The sequence below is a fragment of the Rhodococcus sp. P-2 genome, assembly GCF_016598535.1.
Taxonomy (GTDB): domain Bacteria; phylum Actinomycetota; class Actinomycetes; order Mycobacteriales; family Mycobacteriaceae; genus Rhodococcus_F; species Rhodococcus_F baikonurensis.
Genome location: NZ_CP066779.1, coordinates 3,656,489 through 3,675,820 on the forward strand (window position 1 = coordinate 3,656,489; position 19,332 = coordinate 3,675,820).

A 19,332-nucleotide genomic window follows, 5' to 3' on the forward strand; every position below is an offset into this window, starting at 1 on the left:
CCAATGAGAGGCAAACCGTGTCCGACGACCACACAGGATTCACCCTTCGCAGTGGTCCGCTGGTACCGCAACTCGAACAGTTGCTGCGCGGGCGAATCATGCAAGGAACGTGGGCGCCGTCCGAGCGCATACCGAGCGAGGCGGCCCTCGCCGTCGAACTCGGCGTCGGGCGTTCCTCGATTCGCGAGGCCATCCGCCTCCTCGCTCGCGACGGACTACTCGAAGTCCGACACGGCGTCGGAACCTTCGTGGCTGCCGCGTCCGAACTCGAGCACGTCGACGAATTCACCAAACTTCTTCGACGCTCGCGGATCCTCGAGGTCTTCGAAGTGCGGCGCGCACTCGAGATCGAGGCCGCCAGGCTGGCCGCGGAGCGGGTACAACCCGAGGATCTCGACGGCCTACGGCGGCGACTGACCATGCGACACAGTCATTTCGAGGGTGATGTCGAGAAGTTCGTGGACGTCGATCTCGATTTTCACACCGAGGTCGTTCGGCTGTCGGGAAACGCAGTGCTGCTCTCGCTCTTCACGTCGGTGCGTCCACTCCTTCGTGAATCCCTCGTCGAGATGATGGCCCACGAGGCCGGCGTCCCCGACACCTCACATGCCCATGATCAGTTGGTCGAAGCACTTCAAGATGCCGACCCCGAAGCCGCGGTAGCGGCAACACGAGCGAACATCGACACCGTCCTACGGCGGTTGCGTGTGCTCGACGCCTAAGAGAGGTTAGTTCTCGTGCAACACCCCACCGGCACAGTTCTGTCGACCGAACACGTGGATCTCGTCCGCGACGGCCGATACTTGTTGAAAGACATCAACATTTCGATCGAACCCGGACAACACTGGGTCCTCCTCGGCGCGAACGGCGCAGGCAAGAGCACCCTCCTGAGCCTGCTCGGAGCAACCGCCCATCCGACTCGCGGTTCCGTCTACGTCCTCGGACACAAGCTGGGCCGAGTCGACATGAGGGAACTGCGGATGGACATCGGGCACGTGAACCCGCGTCACACGATCGGAATTCCGATCACCGTCCGCAACGTCGTGATCACCGGCCTCACCAACACCACCGAGGTGATGCCCCGGTGGTCACCGACTCCGGAACAAGAGGCTCACGCCGACGCACTGATCGATCTACTCGGGATGAGCCCGCGCTCGGACGCACTGTGGCCCAACCTGTCCCAGGGCGAACGAGGACGAGCCCTGATCGCCCGCGCGCTCATGGTCGAGCCCCGCCTGCTCCTGCTCGACGAGCCGGCGACCGGGCTGGATCTGGCTGCGCGCGAACAACTCTTGACGGCTTTGGACGATCTCCGCAATCAGAACCCGTCACTTGCCAGCATTCTGGTGACGCACCACATCGAAGAGATTCCGAGCACCACCACGCACGCTCTGCTGATCAAGGATGGCGTCGTGACCGCCAGCGGGCTCGCCGAGAATGTGATCACCACCCAGAACATCAGCGAGTGCTTCTCGCATCCCATCGAGATCGAGCGTCGCGGTGGTCGGTGGAATGCACAATCCAGACCGCGCGAAAGGGTCTGACCGACAGGATTTTCAGAGGCGTCTGGCGCCGGGCCCCTCCCGGCCCAGTTCGTCTCCCGGGTTGAGCAGGTTGCAAGTCTTGAGTGACAGACACCCGCAGCCGATGCACCCCGTCAGTTCGTCCTGCATCCGGGCGATGGCCTGCTTACGATCCTCGAGTCGCCGATTCCACTCCGTCGAAATCTTGCGCCAGTCCTTCTTCGTCGGGGTCCGCCCCTGCGGCAACGACCCGAACACTTCGGCAACTTCGGCCAGAGGTATCCCGAACCGGACTGCCAACTGGATGAGCGACACCCGCCGGATCGAGTGCCGCGGGAACTTCCTCATGTTTCCCGCCGTCCGCTCCGCAGGAACCAAACCGAGCGTTTCGTAGTAGCGCACCGCCGACACGGCGACGCCGGTTCGCGCCGATACCTCACCGATCGAGAGAAGTTCGTCACTCTTACGGATCATTCTGCCTCCCAATGGCTGCGCGACATTGACCTGAAGCGCACTTGAGATTCTACCTTCGACAACATGCACTCCCCCACCGATGCTCCCGCCGGAACCTGGCGGCAGCTCTTGAGCGGTCGATACCTCGGCACCGCAACCGTCCTCGCAGGCGGAGTCGCGCTGTACGCGACCAACGTCTACCTGACGACCAGCCTGCTTCCGACTGCCATCGACGACATCGGCGGTCAGCAGTATTACGCCTGGACCGCGACGGTCTTCCTGATCGCTTCCGTCATCTCTTCGATGCTGGTCACCAACGTCCTCGCCGCCAGAGGCCCGCGCGGGGCCTACCTGATCGGCCTCGCGATCTTCGCACTCGGCACCGTCGTCTGTGCGGTCAGCCCGACCATGGAATTGCTGTTGGTCGGCCGCACGATCCAGGGTTCGGGAGGTGGCCTGCTGGCTGGTCTCGGCTACGCCGTCATCAATGCCGCGCTCCCCAGACATCTGTGGACCCGCGGGGCCGCGCTGGTCTCGGCGATGTGGGGAGTCGGCACCTTCGCCGGGCCCGCCATCGGCGGAGTGTTTGCTCAATTCGGCGCCTGGCGGTGGGCTTTCGGCGTTCTGGTCATCGCGACGATCGCAGTCGCAGCTCTCGTTCCCGGTGCTCTGCCCGCGCACGAACCGGGCAGCACCACCAGCAGTCCGGTGCCGGTCCTCTCACTGGCACTGCTGACTGCGGCGGCTTTGTTGGTCAGCGTGGCGGGGATCCTGTCCAATATCGCGGTGACTGCAGCGATGGTTCTCGCCGCCGTGCTGCTACTGGTCGCTTTTGTCGCAGCAGACCGCCGCTCGCGCCACGGCGTACTACCACCGTCGACGTTCAACGCGTCATCCCTCAAGTGGGTGTACCTGACAATCGTGGTCCTCGCGGTAGCGTCGACCGTCGAGACGTTCATCCCCCTCTTCGGCCAACGACTTGCCGGGATGGCGCCGCTCGCAGCCGGATTCCTCGGCGCCGCACTGGCTCTGGGCTGGACTCTCGGCGAGATCCCGAGCGCCTCGGCGACGGCCCCTCGAATGGTGCGGCGAATCGTTGTCAGCGGTCCAATCCTCGTCGCGATCGGTTTGGGCATCATGGCGGCATTCCTCACCGAACATGCCGGCGCCGGTGCGATCGTCGCGTGGGTGATCGGACTGTTGGTCGCCGGCGTCGGAATCGGCATCGCCTGGCCTCATCTTGCAGTCGGTGCGATGACGTCGGTAACCGATCCCGGCGAAGGGGCGCGTGCCTCGGCTGCCATCAACACCGTGCAGCTGATCGCCAATGCCTTCGGCGCAGCCCTGGCCGGAGTTCTGGTGAACATCGGAGAACCGTCGACGCTACGTTCTGCGCAGCTGCTTCTCGTCACATTCGCCGCGATAGCGATCGTCGGCATTGCCGTAGCAGTCCGCGCACTTCCGCGACGGCTCGACAAGATCGACCGATCCGAAAGCGCACTCGACCGACCCGACATCGTTCACGACACTCGCTAGACTGTGGAAAACCCCACACGAGGAGTTGACCAGTGACAGAACCAGATCCGGACACCGACTTCCCGAAAACAGGGGCTCCCGCGCAGCGCGCGCTGATCGGGGCGGGTTACACCCGACTCGCACAGCTGACGTCCGTATCCGAGAAAGAACTGGGCGCTTTGCACGGGATGGGGCCGAAGGCACTGAGGATTCTGCGTGAAGCACTCGCCGAACGCGGTCTGAGCTTCGCCGACTGAGATCTCACATCAGACCAGGCTCGCGCGAACCTGGTTGCCGCCTTCCCGCTTTGCTTCGTACATCGCCGAATCCGCAACACGGAAGAGTTCGGCGAAAGCATCGTCCACCGACTCGTCCGGATGCCGTGGCGCGGTCCGGACCGCCATTCCGACGCTGGCACTCGTCCGCGGATCGTCGGTTGCTCCGTCCATGGCCGACCGGATCTGTCCTTCCAGCCTGGCGATCGCATTGACGGGCACGCGCTCCACCACGACGAACTCGTCGCCTCCCATCCTGGCCGTCAGCGCGGATGTGGTTGTCCACAGACGAATACGCAGTGCAGTTCGCATGATCGTGCTGTCTCCCACGTCGTGGCCGTGAACGTCGTTGATCGTCTTGAATCGGTCGAGGTCGATCACCACCACGAGCAGCGCGTCGGACTCGGTGATCGGAGCATCCATGAGGTCGTTCACCCGACGCGCCAGTCCGCGACGATTGAGCAGTCCGGTCAACGGGTCGATGTCGGAGGTGGTGGCATCCGAACCGAGGACCGCCAGAACGATTTGTGACACAACGGGAATCACGATGATGGTGGCCATCACGACCGCGATTTTCGCCAACCCCAAGCCGACGTCCGCTGCTGGCCCGAACAACAAAGTCCACCCCGAAAGCACCGTGACCATCGAGGCGAAGACCAGGTGACCGACTTGGAGTTTCGGATTGTGAAAGAACGCAATATAGCCGCCGATCGACGCAAACACGACACACGCGATCAGTCGGCCCAGCGGTTCCGAATCGGTTGCCGCTGCTGCCGCAATCGCGATGTCGGAACCCACGACGAAGGTGTACGACCACAGCGGCGTCGGCGGGAACACCCACCAGACAAGAGCCGCGCCGAGGCACAACACGATGACCGTCAGATTGACCGCCCGCCAGAACGTCCCTTGCGGACCGACGTCACTGAATCGGGCCGACAGCAACACCAATCCCATCCAGAACGCCGTTCCGCCGACCAACACCCGGCAGGCAGTGAAGAAACCGCGATCTTCGAGATAGCGACTGAACGTGTGAAACTGGTCGGGCGTCTGCCACCAGCGTCCGACGACTTCGATCAAACCACTCATCGACGAACCGCCGAGACGCTTGTGCAACCTTTCGGCACACTTCGACGTTGCGGACACGCTGATTTCCCCCCGGAGCGCACTGGCATATCCGGCAGCATAGTCAGCTCCGGTCGGGCAAACCAACCGTTCTGCCGGATTACCGAGGACGCTTAACCGAACACCGGTGAGCTATTACTCGGCAAGGATTCGAGTAACGCCGACGCCTCTGTTCCGTCGATCAACACTGCACGTCCGATCAGCTCAGAGCGCTGTAGGCAGCCGATACGTACTGCGCCGATCGTTCCGAACCGAGCAGGCCCGGCCCCATCTTGTTCATCACGTAGGAGAAGGTCATGCGCTTGTCGGTGTCGATGATGATCTGCGACCCACCCCAACCGCCCCAGAAACAGATTCGTCCCTCCGGAATGAACGGCACGGACTCGGGCGTCGGCAGGCCGAATCCGACGCCGAAACGGACCGGCACACCCAGGACGAGGTCGACCCCGTACGACTGTTCCTCGAAGATCTTGTCGATCGTTTCCTCCGACAACAGACGGACGTCACCGACCTTGCCGCCGCACGCGATCACCGATTGAATACGTGCGAGCGCCCTCGCATTCGAATGTCCGTTGGCCGCACCGATCTCGGCAGCGCGCCACCCGTCGGTCCACGAACCTGTTGCATCGGCCGGCGGCGCAGTGAACGTCTTCACCATGATGTTGTCCATCCCGAGTGCCGCGACGTCGATCGGCAACGGCGGGGGCGCAATGACATTCGAGACTCGGCCGTACTCCGACTTCGGCAGCCCCAGGCGGAAATCTGCATCGAGCGGACCCGCGATCTCCTCGCCGATGAAGCGGCCGAGGGTTCGCCCGTCGATGCGCCTGACGACCTCGCCGATCAGGTGGCCGTAGTTGAGAGCGTGATATCCGGACGCGGTTCCCGGTTCCCACCAGGGAGCCTGAGTGGCCAACCGTGCGGTGGCATATTCGTCGTCGCAGATGTTCTCCAAGGTGAACGGTTGATCCCACCCCGACACACCCGACGTATGCGACAACAGTTGCCGGACCTGGATGCGGTCCTTCCCGGCTGCTGCGAACTCGGGCCAGTACTGCGCGACGGGGGCATCCAGATCGAGCAACCCACGGTCGACGAGCATGAGCGCGGCCAGTGCGGTCACGGTCTTGCTGCAGGACCAGACGTTGGTGACGGTGTCGCGGGCCCACGGTGCAGTGTGTTCGGCGTCGATCCACCCGCCCCACATGTCGACGACGGGTTCGCCGTCGATCGTCAGTGCGATCGCCGCCCCGACATCCTCGCCGGAATCGAGATTGCGTGCCAGCGCCTCCTTCAAGCCAGAGAACCGCTGGTCACATACGCCTTCGATGTTCGCCACTGACAGCCTCCACAGGAATGATGAAACTTGACGTCAACTTCAACTAAGTTGAGTATGTGTCCGATTTACCTGTGGTGTCAATCACTTCAAGTTCGAGAGTCGGCTCAGACCAACGGGATTCCCTTGGCAATGCGCCGACGTAGATCCCAGAGGTAGAAGTTGTAGGGGAACATCCGCAGAATCTTCGGGCTGAACCGATTGACCAGCGCGGCGACACGCATGGATCGGTCGAAATTACGCTGCCGACGCGCTGACCACGGAAGCCGCATTTCGTCACGGAAGGTCTGGGGCAGGAACCCGGTGGTGACAAACCGATTGAGTGGGCCGACCACCGGATGCAACAACTTCGGCGTGAAGGTCGCCGACGCGATCCCGTACAGATGCTCACGAATCGTCTCGTCGATCGCCACCTTGTCGAGGTTCTCGTTCCAGTAGACCTCGAACGCATCCCGGTCCGCCGGCCACATGTCGCGTCGCATCTGGAGGGTCGTGCCGAACGTGGCGCTTCGCTGATAGAACGCATCCTGAGTAACTGGATCGAGATCCCCGTACAAGATTGTGTAGACATCCTCGAAGCCTCGATACAGACAGGCGGCTACCCACAACTGAAGTTCCGGATCGAAAGCGTTGTACTCGACCGCACTGTTCTCATCGGAGCGAACGTGTTTGTGCGAGCCGTTGACGGCACGTCGGTACAGCTTCTTCTCTTCGTCAGTCGCCAGGCTCGCGACAGCGAGATAGGTCAACGTCGTCCGGGTTCGCTTCACCGGATGCCGATCCAACCGTCCGGTCTCGACCTTGCTCTCGTACACGCCGTACCCCACCGCCGGACGCGCCAACTGCATGATGACATTCGCGCCGGCAGCCAACAGTCCGAGCCCGGACATCGCCCTCTCGACCTCGGCGTCGATGTCGACCGCTCGATTGCCGACCGCTCGACTGCCATCCGCCACCGCCTCCCCGCGCCCGTCCATCGAATCCCTACTCACCGTCATGGCAGAACCCCTTCGAAGTCATATCTGCGAACGCACGTTCTCAGATGAGTGAAACGCTGAAATGCCGAGATGTCAAGCAATCTCGGGATGCAAAGATGGTCTTCATGAATGACCAACCGCGTTCGTACGGTGGCGTCGACGGCGCGCTCCGCGTAGCCCAACGACGAGAGACGCTGATCGAGGCCGGTCTGGAACTCATGGGTTCGACCGAGCCCGAACTGACGGTCCGCGGAGTGTGCAAGAAGGCCGGTGTCGCGGCGAGGTACTTCTACGAGAGCTTCACCGATCGTGATGCTCTGATGTCCGCCGTCTACGACACCGTCATCACGGACATCGCCGTTTCGACCCAGGCCGCGGTGGACGCCGCCGAGACCGAACGCGGCAAGGCGCTCGCCGGAATCGCGAACATCGTCCGCACTATCGCGAACGATCCCCGTCGCGGACGTCTACTGTTCTCCAGCGCCCTGACGAGCCCTGTCCTGGCCGAGAAACGACGAGCGTCGACGACGATTTTCATCGGTCTCCTGGCCGCCAACGCCAAGACCTTCTACCGTTTGGATGACAGCGGCCACCTGACGCTGACGGCAACCTTCCTGGTCGGCGGTCTGGCGCAGACCCTCAGTGCATGGCTCGACGGCTACATCGACGTGACGGAAGAAGAACTGGTCGCCGAATGCGCAGCGATCCTGCTCGCTCCCGCCCTACCTCCGTCTTGAGTTCCTGATTCAGTCCCAGATCCCGATGTTGTCGAGGTGAGCGAGAAGTCGAGCAGCGCCGTCGGAGAACTGCAGACTCATCTGCGCGTCCACCTGTTCTCGATCGTGCTTCTCGAACGCCTCGATCAACGCGTCGTGGCTCGACACCGCAAGCTCACCCCAGCCTGGATCCGTCGCGTAGAGACGAGCAGGGGTGTACCGAATCGCGCCGAACAGGAACCACGCCAGTTTCGCACCACCCGCAGCGCGATTGATCAGGCGATGGAACTCGAATTCGCACTGCTCGATCGCAGCAGCATCCGAGGCGTCGACCGCCGCTCGCAAATCGGCATTGAGTTCCGTGAGTTCCACCAGTTGATCAGCAGTGATGCTGTCCATCGCCCGCAAAGCCAGCTTGACCGCGATCTGCCCCTGCAACCAGAAGATGTCTTCGATGTCCTGGCGACTCAGCGGCGAAACGAGATAGCCACGATGTGGAACCAACTCGACCATCCCCTCGCCGCGTAATGCGACGAGGGCTTCTCGCACCGGCGTGACGCTGACCCCGAGGTCGGCCGCGGTTTCGTCCAGCCTGACGAACTCGCCCGGACGGACCGAGCCGGACATGATCAGGTTGCGAACGTGGTTGGCCACGTCCTCCGACAACTGTGGCCGCCTCCTCAGCTCAGATGTCGCCCTCCGAGTGCGTGCAGACGTTGCCACAACCGATCCTCACAGTCCGTACGTTTTGCCGATGATGTCTCGCTGAATCTCGTTGGTACCACCATAAATGGAGGACACAAGAGTCTTTCGCACATGATGCTCCATGTCGAACTCAGTGGCGTAACCGTACCCACCCATCATCTGCATGCCTTCGAGCGCGACCTTCTTGGCGGTCTCGGTCAGCTTGAGCTTGGCCATCGATGCTTCCCTCGGGAACATCTTGGTCGGGTCGGCGTCGACCATGCGGGCAACGCTGTAGACCAGTAGACGGCCACATTCGATCTCGGTGGCGAGATCCGCGATCCGGTGGCGGAGTGCCTGAAACGATCCGACCGGACGGCCGAACTGCTTACGCGTAGTGACGAATTCGAGGGTGTCGTCGAAGGCCCGCTGCGCGGTCCCGAGCATCATCGCGGCAAGGATGAGGCGTTCGATGTTGAGCCCGGCCATGAGCTGACGCCAGCCGTTGCCGACGTCCCCGACCACCGCGTCCTCGGGCAGGAACGTGTCGGTGAAGTAGAGATCGTTGACCTCCTTGCCGCCCATGGTGTCGATTCCGCTGATCTTCAATCCGGAGATGTCGGCCGGGACGTGGAACATCGTCAGGCCCTCGTGCTTGCCCTCGCCCCTTGATGTTCGAGCCACGAGGAGGATGTTCTCGGCGAAGTGAGCGTTGGAGCACCACGTCTTCTGTCCGTTGATCAGCCACCCACCGTCGACCTTCTCGGCGCGGCAACTCAGGTTGCCCACGTCGGAGCCCGCTTCGGGTTCGGACATCGAGATCGACTGCGAAGCGCCACGGACGATCCCGCCGAGCACTGCTTCCTTTTGCGCCGGACTACCGAACTTCTCGTACGCGGCTCCCGTGATGACGGTCGGGCCGAGTCCACCGATCGGCGCCATCCCCTTGGCTGCTTCCTCCAGGAAGATGCACAGGTCAACCGTGCTTCCGGCCGATCCGCCGTACTCCTCCGGGACAGTCAGTCCGAGCCATCCCAATTCCGCCATCTTCTCGTAGAACGCCTGGTTGTGATTGTGGGCGCCATGATCGGTCAGCAGATCTCGCTGCTCACGAGTGCCACTTTCCTTCTTACAGAACGCCGCTACCGATTTGGCGAAATCAGACTGCTCCTGCGTGAAATCCATGTACATCGAAAACTCCCGAGTGAGATGAGGCTGGAGGCTTGTCGGAGCTCCGTCCGACGCATACTGTGACTACCAGCACAGTAAATCACATCACATATATGTGATGCACCGACATGTGGAGGATCTGAAGAACATGACAGAACAGCTCGGCCGCCAGAGCACGTCTACAGATCTGAAATCGGACGATCACACCTTCGCGAGCCTCGACCCTCGCAACGACTCCGTGGTCGCGCAGCACCCCATCGCCGACCAGCAGGCGATCGAGAAGGCGGTCGCCGCGGCGCGAACCGCGTCGAAGTGGTGGGATCAACTCGGATTCCAAGGGCGCCGGAAGGTGCTCGGCAATTTCCGCGCCGCGATCGCCACTCACGCCGAATCGATGGCAGCGATCATCTCCGCCGAGACGGGAAAGCCCAGCGACGACGCACTACTCGAAGTCATGCTGGCCGTCGAACATCTCGACTGGGCGGCACGCAACGCCCAGAAAGTGTTGCGCCGCAGACGCGTCGGCGCAGGACTGATCAGCGCCAACCAGTCTGCATCGGTCGGCTACCGGCCGATGGGTGTCGTCGGCGTGATCGGCCCCTGGAACTATCCGCTGTACACACCGATGGGGTCGATCGGCTACGCATTGGCCGCCGGTAATGCCGTCATCTTCAAACCGAGCGAACTCTCACCGGGTGTCGGCGTCGAATTGGCGCGGTTGTGGAACATCGCCGCACCGGGACATGCTGTCCTGCAGACCATTACCGGTGACGGCAAAACCGGCGCACTTCTGTGTTCGTCCGGTGTCGACAAGATCGCATTCACCGGTTCGACCGCTACCGCGAAGCGCGTGATGGCAGCCTGCGCGGACACCCTCACTCCCCTGGTCGCCGAATGTGGCGGCAAGGACGCCATGCTGGTGGACTCCGACGCCAACCTCGATGCGGCCGTGAGCTTCGCCGCGTTCGGAGCAGTGGGCAACGGCGGACAGACCTGCGCCGGCGTCGAGCGAATCTACGTCGCAGCGCCCGTGTACGACGCCTTCCTGTCCAAACTCACAACCGCGTTACGGGACGCCCACGCCGGTGCCACCGACAGCTCGACCTACGGGCCGATGACGCTGGGAAAGCAGACCGCGATAGTTCGGGGCCAGATCGAAGACGCTCTCGGTCGCGGCGCGAAAGCTGTACTCGGCGGACTTGATTCGTTCAACGGCCCGTTCATCGATCCGATCATCCTGACGGATGTTCCGGAGGATTCCACCGCGATCACCGAGGAAACGTTCGGCCCGAGCGTCGTGGTGAACAAGGTGGCCGACATGAACGAGGGGATCGAGCGCGCCAACGCGTCGAAGTACGGCTTGGGCGCCTCGGTGTTCACCAAGAGTTCGTCGAAGGGGCGAGCGATTGCCGAGAAGCTCGAATGTGGTGTAGTCACGGTCAATTCGGTTCTCGGATTCGCCGGAATCGCCGCCCTGCCATTCGGCGGGGTCGGCGATTCCGGATTCGGTCGAATCCACGGAGCCGACGGACTGCGTGAGTTCAGCAGCGTGAAATCACTGGCCGTTCAGAAGTTCAGCGCTCCGCTGGACCTGCTGACCATCGAGCGAAAAGCTCGGGACATGAAGATCTCTCGTTGGATGCTGGCGAAGCGCCACGCAAAGTCCTGAATCACCAGCGCCCGCGGTGATCAGCCGGCGGTGACGAGCACCTGCTCGTCACTGTCGGCTGCTTCGAGTTCGCGAACCAGCGGGAGCACCTTGGCCCCGAAGTACTCGATCTCTTCCTGGAAGTGCAGGAATCCGCCGAGAATCAGATCGACACCGCGGCGGCGATATTCGACGATCCGATGGGCGATCTGTTCCGGCGTGCCGATCAGTTGTGAGCGGAAGCCGTCGTTGTACTGGACCAAGTCCTCGAATGTCGAATCCGCCCACATCCCGTCCTTGGACGCGGTCGACGCGCCGGCCTGTTGGACTGCATTCTTGAATCCCTCGACTGCAGGACGGTTCGCCTTGGCGATGATCTCGCGCAGCGTGTCTTTCGCCTCGGCCTCGGTATCGCGGGCGATGATGAACCCGTTGAGCCCGAACTTGACCTCCCGATCGTTCTCACGAGCAACACGGCGGACGTCGACCAATTGTTCGGTGACTCCGTCGTAGTCCTTGCCGTTACTGAAGTACCAATCCGAATAGCGACCGGCGTTCTCACGGGCAGCCGCCGAGTTACCACCTTGGAACAGTTCGGGATTGGGGCGATCCGGAGTGTTCAGCGGCTTCGGCTTCAACGTGAAGTCGTGAATGCGGTAGAAGTCACCGCGGAAATCGACGTCGTCCTCGGTCCAGATCTTACGAAGAACCTGAAGGAACTCGGCGCTGCGACGATAGCGCTCGTCGTGCTCGAGCCACGGCTCGCCGAGATGGGTGAACTCGTCCTTGAACCAACCGCTGACGACGTTGACGGCAAATCGTCCATTCGACAGGTGGTCAGCGGTAGCGCCCAGTTTCGCCAACACGGCCGGCTGCCAGAGTCCGGGGTGCACCGCGGCGATGACCTTGAGCTTCTCGGTGGCCAAGAGCAGCGCAAGACTGAAGCTCGTGGATTCGTGCTGGAACTCGGCCCCGTAGCTCGCCTCGTAGCGAACCTGACTCAGGGCGTACTCGAAGCCGTTGTTCTCCGCGGTCTGCGCCAGCTTCTTGTTGTACTCGTAGTCCCAGCTGGTCCGCTGCTCGATGTCGGAGGTGACCAGACCACCACTGACATTGGGCACCCAGTAGGCGAACTTGATCTCGTCGGCGATACGTTCAGTAGACATGAAACCCAGCAAACATGCAGTTCCCAGGGGTTTCCAGGGTAGCGATCACACAGGTTGTAAGTGTTGGGTGGGTGCTGCGACTGTGAAACGGTGGCAGCATGACTGCTGTGGACATTCAGGAGATCGCGCACCGCATCACCAGCGAAGACGAGGCACTCTCGGTAGCGTCGCAGCTGTCCGCCGAGTTCGCGGCAGGCGCCGGTGTCCGCGATGCGCAGCGCCTCCTTCCCGAAGACGAGGTCCGCACCCTGGCGCAGTCCGGCCTGCTCGGACTATCCGTGCCGACGGAGTTCGGCGGCATCGACGCGAGCACCGAGACGTTGGCCGAGGTCTTCCGTTTGCTCGCCGAAGGCGATCCCAGCATCGCGCAGATTCCGCACAGCCACTTCACTTTCCTGGAAGCGCTCCGGTACCAGGGGTCGAACGAGCAGAAACAGTTCTTCTACGCCGAGGCGTTGTCGGGTAAGCAGTTCGCCAACGCGCAGAGCGAACGCGGCAACAAGACCATCGACATCGACGGCACCACCCTGACCCCCGACGGGGACGACTTCGTGCTCGAAGGTCGCAAGTTCTATTGCACAGGAGCACTTTTCGCGGACTGGATCGTCGTGCGCGCGGCTAATGCCGATCAGTTCACGGAGACCGGCGCTCAAGTGAAGTCTGCGGTCTACCTGCCCCGGAATACTCCCGGACTGTCGATCGTCGACGACTGGGACGGCATGGGGCAGAAGACAACTGCGAGCGGAACCGTGATCCTCGAATCCGTGTCGGTGCCGCGGTTCAATGTCGTCCCCTTCACGTCGCTGTTCACTCACCCGACCACCTACGGGGCACAGGCCCAGATTCTGCACGCCGCGATCGACACCGGCATTGCATCAGCTGCGCTGCGTGAATCCGTAGAACTCGCCGCAAAAGCGCGTCCGTTCTTCGAGGCGAAAGTCGATACAGCAGTGGAGGATCCACTGCTCGTTCAACTCGCCGGCGAAGCAGCCATCGAGGTTCGCGCTGCCCGATCCCTCTTGGCGGAAGCGGCGCGATCGATCGACGTGGCGAGGCGAGATCCCACCGAGGACTCCACGGCCCGAGCATCCATCGACGCTGCAACTGCCAAGGTGGTCGGAGCGCGAGCGTCGTTGGCGGCTACGAGCACCCTGTTCGAGATCGGTGGCACCAGAAGCGCGGGTGAATCAGCGAACCTCTCGCGATTCTGGCGTGACGCACGCACGCACACCCTGCACGATCCGACGAGGTGGAAGGTCCAACATATCGGCCGCTGGACGCTGTCGGGCACGGTCCCACCGAGGCACGGACTGCTGTAAGCCCACTCAGTCGGAATTCACGTATCCGCTGATCAAGACTTCGAGACCTTCCAGGTAACTCTCGGTCGTCGTCCCTCCCGGCCAGTCCTCGAGCACCTCACTGAGTACCGGCAGCTTCTCGGGCCCGATTTCTCGGATCTTGACCGCGAGATGTGACACACTGCCTTCCGGTCGCGCGGCGGTGTCGTAGATGTTGAGCAGTGCGCCGAGTGTGTAGTTCCACAGCGCTCGATAGACCAGCAGAGCGCGACGCGGCGACATGCCGAGTTCGACACACGCGGCCATGGCCCGGTCAACCAAAACCACGGCACCGCTCCCACCACGCCCACCGCGCTGAAGCAGCTCGATGATCCAACGCTCCGATGCGAGTGTTTCGAAGATCGCGGTGAAGATCGTGCGAAGTCGCTCGACCTGATCCTGTGGCAGGACCAGAGAGCCGAGGTCTTGTGAGTACACGTCGAGAACCGCGCTGATCAGCTGTTCCTTGTCGCCCACGTGCCGGTACAGCGCCATCGGCGTGGTGCCGAGCGACTTCGCCAGTGCTCGCATGCTCAGCGCGTCGGCGCCGCCGGACTGAAGTTGCCGTTTCGCTTCTTCGACTATCTGCTCCGACGTGATAGTCGGGGGACGTCCGAGCCGCGGGGATCTCGGTTCCATCTTTTCGGCCATTCGTCGATTGTGCGCGTTCCCGCTACGACGCTCTCCCCCGGGGAACCCCTTGCATCTCGATCGTCAGCAAGGTAAACCTAACTACTTATGAGAACGCGTATACAAATTAGGTACCTGCAATGACAACAACAACGAGGGCGGTAGCCGCGCCTGCTCTGGTCCTCACCGCCGCCGCGGCAGCGCAGTTCCTGGTGGCCTTCGACATGTCGGTCATCAACGTCGCATTGCCGGACATCCAGGAATCGCTGAACTTCTCCGACGCCGGGTTGTCCTGGGTCGTCAACGCGTACGCCCTGGCCTTCGGCGGGCTGCTGCTTCTCGGCGGCCGTCTGTGCGACGTGATGGGCACTCGTCGCGTTCTGGTTTCCGGGCTGCTGCTGTTTGCGCTCGTCAGCATCATCGGGACTTTCTCGGGGTCCGCCGAAATGCTTGTCGGAGCTCGGGCGCTTCAAGGCGTCGGTGCCGCGATGATCGCACCGGCCGGGCTCGCCGCCCTCAGTCAGGCCTTTCCCACCGGACGTGCCAGGGCCAAGGCATTCGGCATCGGCGCAATGTCGTCAGCACTCGGCGGCGCACTGGGCGTCGTTCTGAGTGGCATTTTGACCGAAGGACTCAGTTGGCGATGGGTGATGTTCGCCGGCGCACCGGTCGCACTGATCGCCGCAGTTGCCGGTGCCCGTGGCCTGCCGGCCGGCCAGGCCGCCAGAGGCGGCTCCCTCGATCTCCCCGGCGCCATCTTGGCGACGGCCGGAATCACCGCCCTTGTCGGCACCGTCATCGCCACTGAATCACATTCCTGGACTTCGAGTTACGTGCTGGGCGGATTCGCGCTGACGATCGCTCTGCTGACGGCCTTCGTTGTGGTCGAAAGCCGCTGCGCCACACCACTGGTACGACTGTCCACCCTGCTTCGCCCCCGAATCGGTCTGGCCAACGCCATCATGTGCCTGGTGTGTGCGGCACAATTCAGCGCGTTTTTCTTCGTCTCGCTCTTCCTGCAACGTGGACTGGGCTATTCACCGACCACCACCGGCCTGGCTTTCCTGCCCTTCTGTTTCGGCCTGGTGATCGGCATCCTCGCCTCCACCAAACTCCTTCCGCGCTACGGAGTCCGGCCACTGCTCGTCGTCGGAACAGCAGTCGCAGCAGTCGGGACGTTCATCTTCTCGACCATGAACCTCGACAGTCCCTTCTGGGCCGTCATCCTGGTGCCTTCGCTTCTGGCAAGTATCGGCATCGGCCTGTCGTTCATGCCGCTCAGTAACGTCGCCACCGCCGACGCTCCTCCCGAAGAGGTCGGCATGGCATCAGGGCTACTGAGCACGTCGCGTCAGATCGGCGGTTCACTCGGACTGGCCGTTCTCGTGAGCGTCGCTGCTTCCTCGACGGCACGCTCGGGCAGTGCGCCGACCGAAGCACTGGTTTCCGGATACTCCCAAGCCCTTTTCGTCTGCTCCGGCCTCCTGCTGGCCGGCACCCTCCTGTCCTTCTTCTTCCCACGAATGGATCGTTGACCTCAGATGTTCACCACCCGAACCGCATTCGGCATCGTCTCGGCGCTTCTCCTCACCGTTGCCGGCGCCAGCGCGTGCAGCAGCTCCGCCGAGTCCGACGCCCCTTCCGCAACTCGCTCCGTCACACACGAACTCGGCACCGTCGAGGTCCCCGCATCACCGCAGCGCATTCTCGCTCTCGACGAGTATGCAGGTCTGAGTGCACTCGCACTCGGCGTCAAGCCCACCGTCGTCTACAGCACCCTGCGATCGGACGTCGCCAAATCGATTCTGCGCGAGCAGGGCGTCGAAGTTCTCGACAAGCCGACCTTCTTCGCCAACCCGGCCGTCGAGGAGATCGCGTCGGTCGAGCCCGACGAGATCTTGATGAGCAATGCCGGTCCACTGCCGAGTCTGTTCGCTCAGATCAACGCCGTGGCACCAACCCTCGTCCTCCCCTACTCGGCACCGTGGCGCGACGTTCTCGAACAAGCTGGGGCACAGCTCGATCGAGGCAGCGAAGCAACCGCCATGATCGGAAAGCTGGAATCCGGTCTCGACGACGTCAAGACCGCGGCGGGAGGCCAGAGCCTTGCGATACTGCTCGGCTACAGCGGGAACCTGTTCACGGTGCCACCGACCACTCCCATCTCCACCCTCGTCACCGAGGCAGGATTCACCAGGCCCGTATCGGAAGTCAACGCCACCAACAATCAAGACACCGGCACGATTTCACCCGTCTCACCGGAACTCCTGCCCGAACATGCGGCGCAGACCGTCGCCGTACTTTCCGGGCAGCAGTACGACGCGTCCGTCGTGCGAAACACTCCGCTGTTCGACAACCTGACACCCGATCCTGCGCACGCTCTGGACGTCAGCGGTGATCTCTGGTTCGGCAGCCATCCCTTCGCCATCTACTGGATCATCCAGGATCTGGACGGCATCGCACATGGCAAGGGGCAGAGCGGAATCGGAACGCTCGACAGCGCCGACGCGCGATGGGCGGCGTTCAGCGCGCTCTGACGTCCTGACGGAAGGTCAGCGGAGAAACACCCACCCGGGTGGCGAAGAATTTGGTGAAGTTCGCAGAATCGTCGAACCCCAGCTTCGACGCCACCTGGGTGACCGTGTCCGTACCGAAAGACAGTAATCGTTTCGCTTCGAGCACCACTCGCTGATCGATGTACTGCTTCGCGGTCATCCCGGCAGCGGATCGGGTAGCTCGTAATACGGTCTTCTCGGAGTACCCGATCGTGTTGGCGTACTCCGAAACCGAACGTACCGTGGCGAAGTCACGTTCGACAGCGGCATGAAACCTTTCGAACACGTCATTGTGTGCCAGCACCGAACTCTGCTCCTGCCCGCCGAGATGGGTCAGTTTCAACAGAATTGCCGTCAGCGTGTGCCGCAGAATCGCCGCGCGAACGGCCGGCGCGGAAGTATCCGGACACGCGTAGTTCAGGTTCAGGTGTTTCATACCCGTGCTGATGGTCTCGAGGTTCTCGCCGGACAACTGCCACGCTGCCTGCCTACTACGAAAGTTTCCGTCCAACAGTTGCTGACTGGCGGCGTCGAGCGAGGAGGGCGTGAACAGAACGACCGTCGCCTCGAAATCCTGGATTCGACCCCACTGTTGCACCTGCCCCGGCCTGACCCAGAACACAGTCCCCGGGCTCACCGCGTAGTTCACGAAGTCGATGGTGTGTAGCGCCGAACCGTCGGTCACCAGCGCGAGCAAGTGAAACTGCGGACGTTGGGGGCCGACGAACTCTGCGCTTCCCCCGTTGACGCGAATGGTGTCCAGGCTGAGAACTTCGATCTCGGTCGCATCCGCCACCGAAGATACGTACCCGACGTCCCGGACGGGCACTTGTCTGTTTTTCACTAGTTCGGGACTCATCTTCACCGTGACCGAATACCCGAATGCGACATACCGTCAGAGTATCAATCAGTTCACGCTCGGATAGGAATCCTCCAGTGCAGACATCACGCTCGAGAACAGCAGGCAAGACGCAACTCACCTACGTCTTCGACGCCTATTGCGGGTGGTGTTTCGGCTTCGGCCCTGCGTTGACGGAGTTCGTCCGTCAAAATGCCGACTCCGTCGACGTGTCCGTGGTCAGCGGCGGACTGTTCACCGGTGAGCGCGTCGTACCCATGTCTTCGGCTCCGTACCTGAAAGCAGCCAACGCCGCAATCGCAGCCCAGACCGGCGCCGTCTTCGGTGACGGATATTCACAACTGGTGTCTGACGGACGGTTCGTCATGGATTCGACGGATGCTGCGATCGGACTCGCCGCGCTGCGTGCACAGGACCCGACACGCGCACTCGACGTCGCGGAGGCCATGCAGATCGCTTTCTACCGAGACGGACACAGCCTCTCCGATCCCGAGACCTACCGAGCCATCGCGAAGTCACTCGGACTCGACCCGTCTGCCGCAATGTCCTCCCTGTTCACCACCGCGTCGAAGGACGCCGCCCGCGCCGATTTCGTCCGTGCACGCACGCTCGGCGCCACGTCGTTTCCGACGCTGCTGTTCCACGGGAGCGACGGGTCAGTCGTGAAGTTCGGTTCTCCGACCAGTACGGCGGCCGATCTCACCCGCGACCTGAACACGTGCGTGCGGGCGTATGCCGTGGCCTGATCCACTCACTTCCCGAGCGAAAGGTACGTTCAGCGCCGTCAGTGCGCCGAACGTACCGTTCGCTCAGCGCAAGTCCACCGAATTCACACACCCTCCAGTTCTGGTTTGATGAACATCGGAACAAATTGCACCAAGGGGAGGAAAACCTGTGGTTTCAGATCCGATCACCGGCCTGGAGATGGAACTTACCGACATGTGGCAGAAGGGACGTGCGCGCTCGCGAGACGATGCGCGGGCGATTCATCCCAAACTCGACCCCGCTCTGTACCACGTTCTGGTGCTCCTGAGCCGGTCCGACGCCGTTCGGATGGCAGACCTGATCTCGATACTCAACATCGAGAAGTCGACGCTGACCAGGCAGATCGATGCGGCGGCCAGACTTGGCCTGGTCGAACGCATCCCCGATCCCGACGATGCCCGCGCAAAGTTGGTCGCGCTGACGCCCGAAGCACGAACGAAGCTCACGACTTACCGCAACCAGCAAATCGACCGTTGGCGTGCTCGCTTGGCCAAATGGGACACCGACGACGTCATCACGCTGACCGCTCTCCTGCGTCGCCTCGCTCAGGCCAAAGACTGATACCGGAGCAGTCGCGCAGAACAGCCGACTCGAATGGCCG

20 protein-coding genes are annotated in these 19,332 nt (G+C 62.4%); 11 read left to right on the top strand and 9 right to left on the bottom strand.

What is annotated here, in order from left to right; all coding sequences use genetic code 11:
- Positions 1 to 17 precede the first annotated feature (17 nt).
- Together I7X09_RS17385 and I7X09_RS17390 are read left to right on the top strand one after the other, a co-directional pair.
- Positions 18 to 722 (top strand): FadR/GntR family transcriptional regulator, encoded by a 705-nt coding sequence (locus I7X09_RS17385; protein WP_124568106.1) that lies wholly within the window; start codon positions 18 to 20, stop codon positions 720 to 722.
- Between the two features lie 15 nt (positions 723 to 737).
- Complete coding sequence (locus I7X09_RS17390; RefSeq protein ID WP_095972787.1) at positions 738 to 1,544, top strand: ABC transporter ATP-binding protein; 807 nt, start codon at positions 738 to 740, stop codon at positions 1,542 to 1,544.
- 12 nt (positions 1,545 to 1,556) lie between these two features.
- Here I7X09_RS17390 and soxR read toward each other — a convergent pair whose 3' ends face one another.
- A complete protein-coding gene (gene soxR, locus I7X09_RS17395; RefSeq protein ID WP_060937845.1) occupies positions 1,557 to 1,997 on the bottom strand; it encodes a redox-sensitive transcriptional activator SoxR in 441 nt (146 codons plus the stop codon).
- A 63-nt stretch (positions 1,998 to 2,060) separates the two neighbouring features.
- Between soxR and I7X09_RS17400 the strand changes: the two genes are divergently transcribed.
- Complete coding sequence (locus tag I7X09_RS17400) at positions 2,061 to 3,512, top strand: MFS transporter (protein ID WP_124568104.1); 1,452 nt, start codon at positions 2,061 to 2,063, stop codon at positions 3,510 to 3,512.
- A gap of 32 nt (positions 3,513 to 3,544) precedes the next feature.
- The gene (locus tag I7X09_RS17405; RefSeq protein WP_095972789.1) at positions 3,545 to 3,748 is read left to right on the top strand and encodes a DNA-binding protein; all 204 of its coding nucleotides are present in this window, start codon (positions 3,545 to 3,547) and stop codon (positions 3,746 to 3,748) included.
- 9 nt (positions 3,749 to 3,757) lie between these two features.
- Here I7X09_RS17405 and I7X09_RS17410 read toward each other — a convergent pair whose 3' ends face one another.
- The 3 genes from I7X09_RS17410 to I7X09_RS17420 all read right to left on the bottom strand — a co-directional run bounded on the left by I7X09_RS17410 (position 3,758) and on the right by I7X09_RS17420 (position 7,201).
- A complete protein-coding gene (locus tag I7X09_RS17410; RefSeq protein WP_234036611.1) occupies positions 3,758 to 4,909 on the bottom strand; it encodes a GGDEF domain-containing protein in 1,152 nt (383 codons plus the stop codon).
- Between the two features lie 178 nt (positions 4,910 to 5,087).
- On the bottom strand, positions 5,088 to 6,227 hold the full coding sequence (locus I7X09_RS17415; protein WP_200313128.1) for a serine hydrolase domain-containing protein: 1,140 nt from the start codon (positions 6,225 to 6,227) through the stop codon (positions 5,088 to 5,090).
- A gap of 104 nt (positions 6,228 to 6,331) precedes the next feature.
- Positions 6,332 to 7,201 carry an oxygenase MpaB family protein gene (locus I7X09_RS17420; protein WP_200317891.1) on the bottom strand — a complete coding sequence of 290 codons (870 nt, stop codon included), beginning with the start codon at positions 7,199 to 7,201 and terminating at the stop codon, positions 6,332 to 6,334.
- Between the two features lie 116 nt (positions 7,202 to 7,317).
- Here I7X09_RS17420 and I7X09_RS17425 point away from each other — a divergent pair, with 116 nt between their 5' ends.
- Positions 7,318 to 7,938 carry a TetR/AcrR family transcriptional regulator gene (locus I7X09_RS17425; protein ID WP_234036612.1) on the top strand — a complete coding sequence of 207 codons (621 nt, stop codon included), beginning with the start codon at positions 7,318 to 7,320 and terminating at the stop codon, positions 7,936 to 7,938.
- Positions 7,939 to 7,947: 9 nt separating this feature from the next.
- Here the strand turns inward: I7X09_RS17425 and I7X09_RS17430 are convergent, their stop codons facing one another.
- The gene (locus I7X09_RS17430; protein ID WP_124568099.1) at positions 7,948 to 8,640 is read right to left on the bottom strand and encodes a GntR family transcriptional regulator; all 693 of its coding nucleotides are present in this window, start codon (positions 8,638 to 8,640) and stop codon (positions 7,948 to 7,950) included.
- A gap of 9 nt (positions 8,641 to 8,649) precedes the next feature.
- The gene (locus I7X09_RS17435) at positions 8,650 to 9,792 is read right to left on the bottom strand and encodes an acyl-CoA dehydrogenase family protein (protein ID WP_095972794.1); all 1,143 of its coding nucleotides are present in this window, start codon (positions 9,790 to 9,792) and stop codon (positions 8,650 to 8,652) included.
- A gap of 127 nt (positions 9,793 to 9,919) precedes the next feature.
- Here I7X09_RS17435 and I7X09_RS17440 point away from each other — a divergent pair, with 127 nt between their 5' ends.
- Complete coding sequence (locus I7X09_RS17440) at positions 9,920 to 11,440, top strand: aldehyde dehydrogenase family protein (RefSeq protein ID WP_200313129.1); 1,521 nt, start codon at positions 9,920 to 9,922, stop codon at positions 11,438 to 11,440.
- A gap of 20 nt (positions 11,441 to 11,460) precedes the next feature.
- Here I7X09_RS17440 and sfnG read toward each other — a convergent pair whose 3' ends face one another.
- Positions 11,461 to 12,585 carry a dimethylsulfone monooxygenase SfnG gene (gene sfnG, locus I7X09_RS17445; RefSeq protein WP_124568097.1) on the bottom strand — a complete coding sequence of 375 codons (1,125 nt, stop codon included), beginning with the start codon at positions 12,583 to 12,585 and terminating at the stop codon, positions 11,461 to 11,463.
- A gap of 98 nt (positions 12,586 to 12,683) precedes the next feature.
- On the opposite strand from sfnG, the gene I7X09_RS17450 reads away from it, so the two are divergent.
- Positions 12,684 to 13,904, top strand: a complete 1,221-nt coding sequence (locus I7X09_RS17450) for an SfnB family sulfur acquisition oxidoreductase (protein WP_124568096.1) — start codon at positions 12,684 to 12,686, stop codon at positions 13,902 to 13,904.
- Between the two features lie 6 nt (positions 13,905 to 13,910).
- Here I7X09_RS17450 and I7X09_RS17455 read toward each other — a convergent pair whose 3' ends face one another.
- Entirely contained in the window at positions 13,911 to 14,573 is a 663-nt protein-coding gene (locus I7X09_RS17455) for a TetR/AcrR family transcriptional regulator (protein WP_200313130.1), read from the bottom strand.
- 119 nt (positions 14,574 to 14,692) lie between these two features.
- Here I7X09_RS17455 and I7X09_RS17460 point away from each other — a divergent pair, with 119 nt between their 5' ends.
- Positions 14,693 to 16,087, top strand: coding sequence for an MFS transporter (locus tag I7X09_RS17460; protein ID WP_095972797.1), 1,395 nt, complete (start codon positions 14,693 to 14,695; stop codon positions 16,085 to 16,087).
- A 6-nt stretch (positions 16,088 to 16,093) separates the two neighbouring features.
- Positions 16,094 to 17,089 (top strand): ABC transporter substrate-binding protein, encoded by a 996-nt coding sequence (locus tag I7X09_RS17465; protein WP_124568094.1) that lies wholly within the window; start codon positions 16,094 to 16,096, stop codon positions 17,087 to 17,089.
- On the opposite strand, the gene I7X09_RS17470 is transcribed toward I7X09_RS17465, so the two are convergent.
- Positions 17,076 to 17,903: a helix-turn-helix domain-containing protein gene (locus I7X09_RS17470; RefSeq protein ID WP_200313131.1), complete on the bottom strand. Its 828-nt coding sequence runs from the start codon at positions 17,901 to 17,903 to the stop codon at positions 17,076 to 17,078. The two genes, I7X09_RS17465 and I7X09_RS17470, sit on opposite strands and share 14 nt — an antisense overlap.
- 140 nt (positions 17,904 to 18,043) lie before the next feature.
- On the opposite strand from I7X09_RS17470, the gene I7X09_RS17475 reads away from it, so the two are divergent.
- The gene (locus tag I7X09_RS17475; protein WP_200313132.1) at positions 18,044 to 18,712 is read left to right on the top strand and encodes a DsbA family protein; all 669 of its coding nucleotides are present in this window, start codon (positions 18,044 to 18,046) and stop codon (positions 18,710 to 18,712) included.
- 148 nt (positions 18,713 to 18,860) lie between these two features.
- On the top strand, positions 18,861 to 19,292 hold the full coding sequence (locus I7X09_RS17480; RefSeq protein WP_095972800.1) for a MarR family winged helix-turn-helix transcriptional regulator: 432 nt from the start codon (positions 18,861 to 18,863) through the stop codon (positions 19,290 to 19,292).
- Positions 19,293 to 19,332: the final 40 nt, after the last annotated feature.